This window comes from Kitasatospora sp. MAA19 (genome assembly GCF_029894125.1).
Taxonomy (GTDB): Bacteria; Actinomycetota; Actinomycetes; order Streptomycetales; family Streptomycetaceae; genus Kitasatospora.
In genome coordinates this window covers 1-1,030 of record NZ_JARXYZ010000095.1, presented here as the reverse complement: position 1 = coordinate 1,030, position 1,030 = coordinate 1, and the positions used below count along the sequence as shown (strand labels likewise).

Below are 1,030 nucleotides of genomic sequence, written 5' to 3'. Positions count from 1 at the left end.
CTGAGGACAAGCCCTCGGCCTATTAGTACCGGTCAACTCCACCCCTCACAGGGCTTCCATATCCGGCCTATCAACCCAGTCGTCTACTGGGAGCCTTACCCTCTCAAGGAGGTGGGAGTGCTCATCTCGAAGCAGGCTTCCCGCTTAGATGCTTTCAGCGGTTATCCCTCCCGAACGTAGCCAACCAGCCATGCCCTTGGCAGGACAACTGGCACACCAGAGGTTCGTCCGTCCCGGTCCTCTCGTACTAGGGACAGCCCTTCTCAACACTCCTACGCGCACAGCGGATAGGGACCGAACTGTCTCACGACGTTCTAAACCCAGCTCGCGTACCGCTTTAATGGGCGAACAGCCCAACCCTTGGGACCTACTCCAGCCCCAGGATGCGACGAGCCGACATCGAGGTGCCAAACCATCCCGTCGATATGGACTCTTGGGGAAGATCAGCCTGTTATCCCCGGGGTACCTTTTATCCGTTGAGCGACGGCGCTTCCACAAGCCACCGCCGGATCACTAGTCCCTACTTTCGTACCTGCTCGACCCGTCAGTCTCACAGTCAAGCTCCCTTGTGCACTTACACTCAACACCTGATTGCCAACCAGGCTGAGGGAACCTTTGGGCGCCTCCGTTACCCTTTAGGAGGCAACCGCCCCAGTTAAACTACCCACCAGACACTGTCCCTGATCCGGATCACGGACCCAGGTTAGACATCCAGCACGACCAGAGTGGTATTTCAACGACGACTCCACCATGACTGGCGTCACGGCTTCAAAGTCTCCCACCTATCCTACACAAGCCGAACCGAACACCAATATCAAGCTATAGTAAAGGTCCCGGGGTCTTTCCGTCCTGCTGCGCGAAACGAGCATCTTTACTCGTAATGCAATTTCACCGGGCCTATGGTTGAGACAGTCGAGAAGTCGTTACGCCATTCGTGCAGGTCGGAACTTACCCGACAAGGAATTTCGCTACCTTAGGATGGTTATAGTTACCACCGCCGTTTACTGGCGCTTAAGTTCTCAGCTTCGCC

1 rRNA gene is annotated in these 1,030 nt (G+C 56.0%); it reads right to left on the bottom strand.

Features of this window, described 5'->3' with window-relative positions:
* Nucleotides 1-2: 2 nt before the first annotated feature.
* Nucleotides 3-1,030 (bottom strand): 23S ribosomal RNA (locus P3T27_RS40930); the annotation flags it as partial.